The organism is Streptomyces katrae, from assembly GCF_000966975.1.
Taxonomy (GTDB): Bacteria; Actinomycetota; Actinomycetes; order Streptomycetales; family Streptomycetaceae; genus Streptomyces; species Streptomyces katrae.
Genome location: NZ_JZWV01001205.1, coordinates 1 through 5,737 on the forward strand (window position 1 = coordinate 1; position 5,737 = coordinate 5,737).

At 72.8% G+C, this 5,737-nt stretch carries 6 protein-coding genes; 2 read left to right on the top strand and 4 right to left on the bottom strand.

Translation table 11 applies throughout. The annotated features are described in order from the left end of the window. Positions 1-17: 17 nt before the first annotated feature. Complete coding sequence (locus VR44_RS35000; RefSeq protein WP_052713978.1) at positions 18-1,184, bottom strand: SDR family oxidoreductase; 1,167 nt, start codon at positions 1,182-1,184, stop codon at positions 18-20. 192 nt (positions 1,185-1,376) lie between these two features. Between VR44_RS35000 and VR44_RS35005 the strand changes: the two genes are divergently transcribed. Next, positions 1,377-2,771: a zinc-dependent metalloprotease gene (locus tag VR44_RS35005; RefSeq protein WP_045951681.1), complete on the top strand. Its 1,395-nt coding sequence runs from the start codon at positions 1,377-1,379 to the stop codon at positions 2,769-2,771. Next, the gene (locus tag VR44_RS35010; protein WP_045951682.1) at positions 2,768-3,310 is read left to right on the top strand and encodes an NUDIX hydrolase; all 543 of its coding nucleotides are present in this window, start codon (positions 2,768-2,770) and stop codon (positions 3,308-3,310) included. Before VR44_RS35005 ends, VR44_RS35010 begins: the two co-directional genes overlap by 4 nt. Before the next feature lie 80 nt (positions 3,311-3,390). On the opposite strand, the gene VR44_RS35015 is transcribed toward VR44_RS35010, so the two are convergent. The 3 genes from VR44_RS35015 to VR44_RS35025 form a co-directional block, all read right to left on the bottom strand. Next, entirely contained in the window at positions 3,391-4,146 is a 756-nt protein-coding gene (locus VR44_RS35015; RefSeq protein WP_045951683.1) for an AIM24 family protein, read from the bottom strand. A 17-nt stretch (positions 4,147-4,163) separates the two neighbouring features. Then, complete coding sequence (locus VR44_RS35020; RefSeq protein WP_045951686.1) at positions 4,164-4,844, bottom strand: AIM24 family protein; 681 nt, start codon at positions 4,842-4,844, stop codon at positions 4,164-4,166. Positions 4,845-4,873: 29 nt separating this feature from the next. Further along, a partial coding sequence (locus VR44_RS35025) for an AIM24 family protein (protein WP_045951684.1) occupies positions 4,874-5,737 on the bottom strand: 864 nt, incomplete at its 5' end.

Consider the following 5,737-nt stretch of genomic DNA (forward strand, 5'->3'; position numbering starts at 1 on the left):
CGGCCGCCGGACCGGGGTCAGAGGCCCCGGCGCCGGCGTGCCCGCCGGACAGCGGCGGCGGCGCCCAGCAGGGCCACCGTCGCGCCGGCGGCTCCGGCGGCCGTGGCGGCGTCCTTGCGGCCCAGGCGGCGGCCCGCGACGGTGTGCCGGCCCGCCACCTCCTGGAGGAGCTCGGCCAGCACCTCCTCGTTGGTCCAGCGGGGCCGCCAGCCGGCCGCGTGCAGCCCGCTGACGCTGACCACCCAGGGGTGCATCGTGTACGCCAGGTCCCCGGCCGGGGAGGGGGTCAGGCCGATCCGGTGCAGCCGGGCCGCGGCGCCCAGGGCGACCGCGGAGGGCAGCTCCATGCGGCGGATGCCGCTGAGCTCCTCGACCTCCTCCTGTTCCAGCCAGCCCTCGCAGCCGACGGCCAGCTCGCCCTCGACCTTCTCCAGGGCGGCGTACTCCAGGGCGCTGACCAGGTCCTCGACGTGGCAGAACTGCCAGGTCGGCCGGGAGCCCGCGACCACGAGCAGGCGCGGGGACTCGAAGTACCGGGTCAGGGCGGTGTCCGTGCCGCCGACCAGCACGGCCGGGCGGAGCACGGTCACGTTCAGGCCGGGGTGGGCGCGGGGGGCCCGGCGGCCCAGGCGCTCGATCTCCAGCAGGTCGCCGACGCCGGTGGCCTCGGCGGTGGCGCGCAGCTCGGAGTCCTCCGAGAGCGGGATGTCGTTGTCGGGCAGGGCCCCGTAGACCATGGCGGAGGTGCACAGCACGACCCGGTGCACCCCGGCCGCCGCGGCGGCGGTGAGCACGGTCTGCGTGCCGCGCACGTTGTACGCCGTACGGGCCGCGGGGTCGGTCTCCAGGTCGAGGTCGAGGGCGAGGTGCACGACCACGTCCGCGCCGCGCAGCCGGTCGGCGATGGCGGGGTCGCGGACGTCCAGGACGTGCCACTGGGCGTCGGCGCAGTCCCCGCGCCGCTCGTCGATGGCGATGACCTGCTTGACCTCGTCGGATTCGGCGAGGCGGCGCACGAGCGCGGCGCCGACGCCGGAGGCGGCCCCGGTGACCGCGATCACGGGGCTGCGGCGGCGGGGGACGGCTTCGTTTCGCGGCTGGCGAACGCCGGGGGCGCTGTCGCCGTGCTCAGGGCGGTTTTCGGCGTCGTGCGGCGCGCGAGCCTGCGGATCTGGGGAACTCACCGGGCGTCTCCAGCGGTTGTCTTCAGTGGGGACGCGCCGTGACGCGTACCCACCAGGTGATGTCCATCCTGCCGCAGCCCAGGAGTCGGCGGAGCACCGAGCCCGGAAGCGGGAGTGGTGTCTACGCTGGGTGGTGTTGTCGGACCATTGCCCGTCGGCACCCGCCGGCGGCCCTACGAGCCGAGGAAACCCGTGAGCGACACCCCATTCGGATTCGGCCTTCCGCCGGAGGAGCCGGAGGACGGCGACAAGGGCAAGAAGGGGGGCCAGGGCGGCCCCGCGAATCCGTTCGGGTTCGGCCCGGGCGGCCTCCCCGGCGGACTTCCGGGCGGTGCGGACAATCCGTTCGCCGCGATGTTCGGTTCGATGAACCCCAACGACCTCGGTGCCGCCTTCCAGCAGCTGGGCCAGATGCTGAGCTACGAGGGCGGTCCCGTGAACTGGGACATGGCCAAGGACATCGCCCGCCAGACCGTCGCCCAGGGCACGGCGGACGGCGTGAAGGACGCCAGCGTCGGCATCGCCGAGAAGTCTGCGGTGGAGGAGGCGGTGCGCCTGGCCGACCTGTGGCTGGACGGTGTGACCTCCCTGCCGTCGGGCGCCAACGCGGCCGTCGCGTGGAGCCGCGCCGAGTGGGTCGAGGCGACCCTCCCGGTGTGGAAGGAGCTGGTGGACCCGGTCGCCGAGCGCGTCGGCGCGGCCATGGGCAGCGTGCTGCCCGAGGAGATGCAGGCCATGGCGGGCCCGCTGCTGGGCATGATGCGCTCCATGGGCGGGGCCATGTTCGGCCAGCAGATCGGCCAGGCCTTGGGCGTCCTCGCGGGCGAGGTCGTCGGCTCCACGGACATCGGGCTGCCGCTGGGCCCGGCCGGGCGGGCGGCGCTGCTGCCGCTGAACATCGAGAGCTTCGGCAAGGACCTGAGCGTCCCCTCCGACGAGGTGCGGCTGTACCTGGCCCTGCGCGAGGCGGCGCACGCCCGTCTCTTCGCGCACGTGCCGTGGCTGCGCTCGCACCTGTTCGGCGCCGTCGAGGGCTACGCGCGGGGCATCAAGGTGGACACCTCGAAGCTGGAGGACGTGGTCGGCCAGCTCGACCCGTCGAACCCGGAGCAGCTGCAGGAAGCGCTGCAGGGCGGTATGTTCCAGCCGCAGGACACCCCGGAGCAGAAGGCCGCCCTGGCCCGGCTGGAGACGGCGCTCGCGCTGGTCGAGGGCTGGGTGGACGCCGTGGTGCACGAGGCGGCCAAGCCCCGGCTGACCTCGGCCGACGCCATGCGCGAGACGATGCGCCGCCGGCGTGCCTCGGGCGGTCCGGCGGAGCAGACCTTCGCCACCCTGATCGGGCTGGAGCTGCGGCCGCGCCGGCTGCGCGACGCCTCCCGGCTGTGGGCCTCGCTCACGGACGCGCGCGGCGTGGACGGCCGCGACGGCCTGTGGGAGCACCCCGACATGCTGCCGACGGCTTCGGACCTGGACGACCCGGACGGATTCGTGCACCGCGAGCAGCTGGACTTCTCGGAGATCGACAAGATGCTCGGCGAGGCCGCCGAGAAGCGCGACCAGGGCGAGGGTGACGAGAAGAAGTGAGCCTGTACGAGGACGCCGTCCTGGTCCTGAAGGACTACGAGGGCCGGGACGAGCAGCAGCGCGGCCTGCGGGACGTCTACCTGGAGCACCTGGCGGAGCACCCGGACGGGATGTACAAGCCCTGCCAGGCCGGCCATGTGACGGGCAGCGCGCTGGTGATCGACCCGGTGGGCGGCCGCGTGCTGCTGACCCTGCACAAGAAGCTCGGCCTGTGGCTGCAGATGGGCGGGCACTGCGAGCCCGGTGACAGCACGCTGGCGGGCGCTGCGCTGCGCGAGGCGGTCGAGGAGTCGGGGATCCCCTCCGGGCTGACGCTGCTGGAGGGCGGGCCGGTGCGGCTGGACAAGCACCCGATCCCAGCGCCGTGCAACTGGCACCTGGACGTGCAGTACGCGGCGCTGGCCCGGGCCGGTGCGACGGCGGAGATCAGCGACGAGTCGCTGGACCTGCGCTGGTTCCCGTACGCGGAGGTCGCCGCGGTGGCCGACACCTCGGTGGTGCGGCTGGTGGAGGCGACCCTGGCGCGGCTGGGCGCGTAAGGGCATGAGGAAGGGGCGGGTCCCGCGGGAATCCCGCGGGGTCCGCCCCTTCTCCGTACCGGCCCGGTGGGCCCGCCGGGTCAGTTCCAGACGTTGTTCTGGTTCTGGGCGTGCACCCCGTGCTGGCCCATGCCGTACTGGGCGGCGATGCCCTGGCCCAGCTGGGCGTTCTGCGGCGGCAGCACCTCGCTGGGCTGCACCAGGGCGAAGCCGGTGCCGAGGAAGCTGAGCTCCCAGCCCTCGCCGGTGTTGCCGCGGCGCCGCCAGACGCCGCTGGAGTGCGTCTGGGCCTGCATCTGGACGCGCAGCGAGGTGGACCAGGCGACGATGGCGTCCGCGTCGACGTTGACGTACTTGTCCGGGGTGACCTGCATCATCAGCGGCTGTCCGGAGGTCATCAGGGCGACCTTGCCGCGGCCGGTGATGTTGAGCTGGTACTTGCCCGAGCCGGAGATCCCGTACTGGCTGTCCACCGCGATGACCTCGGTGTGCAGGGTGGAGTCCATGGCCAGGACGTAGCTGCTGTCGACGGTCAGGCCCTCGTGGTCGACGTCGAGGACGTGGACGTGCTGGGCGAGGTTGGCGAAGTAGACGGTGCCCTGCCCGGAGCAGCGCATCAGGTCGAGGCCCTCGCCGGTGCGCAGGCGCGCGCCGCGCTGGTTGCTGCTCTGGTACTCGCCGTCGAAGTCGACGATGCCCTGGTAGGCGACCATCGAGCCCTTGCGGGCGAGGACGTCGTCGGAGCCAGCCAGGGTGACCCGCAGCAGCTGCGGGTTCTGGACGGCGTACCGCTCCTGGGACTGCTGCTCGGCGTGGCCGAAAAGTGAGCTCTGCATGGTGTGTCCGCTCCCCCTCAGCCCCGGGTCCGGAGCCGGTCGGTGCTGTCCTCGCTGGGCTGTACGACGACGATGCCCTGGCCGGAGAAGGCCATCTGGTAGGCCTCCCCGCTGCCCCGGCCGATCAGGGACGAGGCCTTGAAGCTGCTCTTGCCCTTGACCTTGAGGTTCGGGGACCAGGCGACGAGCGCGTCGGGGTCGACGAACGTCTCGTCCTCGCCGCGCCCGCAGTCGACCACGATCGGGGTGCCGCGCGAGGTGATGGCGACCCAGCCGGTGCCGGAGACCTGCACGTTGAACAGGCCCTGGCCGGCGAACTTCGCCATGCCCTTGACCCGCTCCACGCCCCACTGGAGGTGGGCGTCGAAGGCGAGCAGGTTGGTGCCGTTGACGGAGAGGGCGTCGTTGTTGAGATTGATGCAGACGACGTTCGCGCCGTAGTCGGCGAGGTAGAGCAGGCCGTCGCCACTGCACTTCATCAGCGGGGCGCCCTCGCCCGTGAGCCACTGGGAGGCCCTCTGGCGCAGGGCCGGCGGGTTGGGCTCGTACTGGACGAAGCCCTCGTAGGCGACCATCGACCCGGTGCGGGCGAAGAGGTCCTGGCCGCTCTGCATGGCGACCTTGAGCATGGCCGAACCGTGGTTCTCCATACGGGCCGTGACCGGGGTCGGGGCGTAGCCCGCGAGCTGCTGGTTCATCGGGTTCATGGCATTCATGTGGGGCTCCCTCAGACCTCGTACGGCTGGACGACGATGAAGTTCCCGGGGGCGCCGCGGAACTGGAGGTTCACGGTTTCCCCGCTGTGGCCCGGGTAGGCGTTGCGGCGCAGCCGGACCTGGCTGGAAACGATCACCTGGGAGGCTGCCGACCAGGCCACGATGGCGTTGCTGTCGGCGAAGGTGGTCGGGGTGACGGGCAGGACGACGGGGGTGCCGTGCGTCTTGACGACGACGGTGCCGGTGCCCTGGAAGAGCATGGTGAACAGGGCTCCGCCGGGGATGCCGTGGCCCTCGATGCGGCGCACCTCGTGCTGGAGGGACTCGTCGAAGGCCAGGACGCTCTCGGAGTTGACGCAGATGCCGTCACCCTGGAGCTCGATGGCGTGCAGGTGGGCGCCGTTCTCCGCGAGGAAGAGCTGACCGCGGCCGGTGCAGCGCATCAGCTGCATCTCCTGGCCGGTGGCGTTGCCGACGATGCGGCCGGCGAAGCCCGCGCCCTTGTAGCTGAAGTCGACCTTGCCCTGGTAGAGGACCATGCTGCCCTGGCGGGCGAGGACGGGCTGGCCGCCGCCGGCCGCGAGGTCGACCCGCATGAGCTGCTGGTTCTGGGCGGTCCAGCGGGCGCCCGTGGGGGCCTCCTTGTACAGCTGGAGCGCGGAGGCGAGGCCCGGTCCGGCCTGCGGGGCCGCCTGGCCGTAGGGGGCCGGGGGCTGCTGACCGTACGGGGCCTGCTGGCCGTAGGGGGGCTGCTGGCCGTACGGGGGCTGGCCGGGCTGCTGGTAGCCGCCCTGCTGCTGGGGGTAGCCCTGCTGCTGGGGAGGGACCTGGCCGCCGTAGGAGGGCTGGGGCGGCTGGCCGTAGGGGGCGGGGGC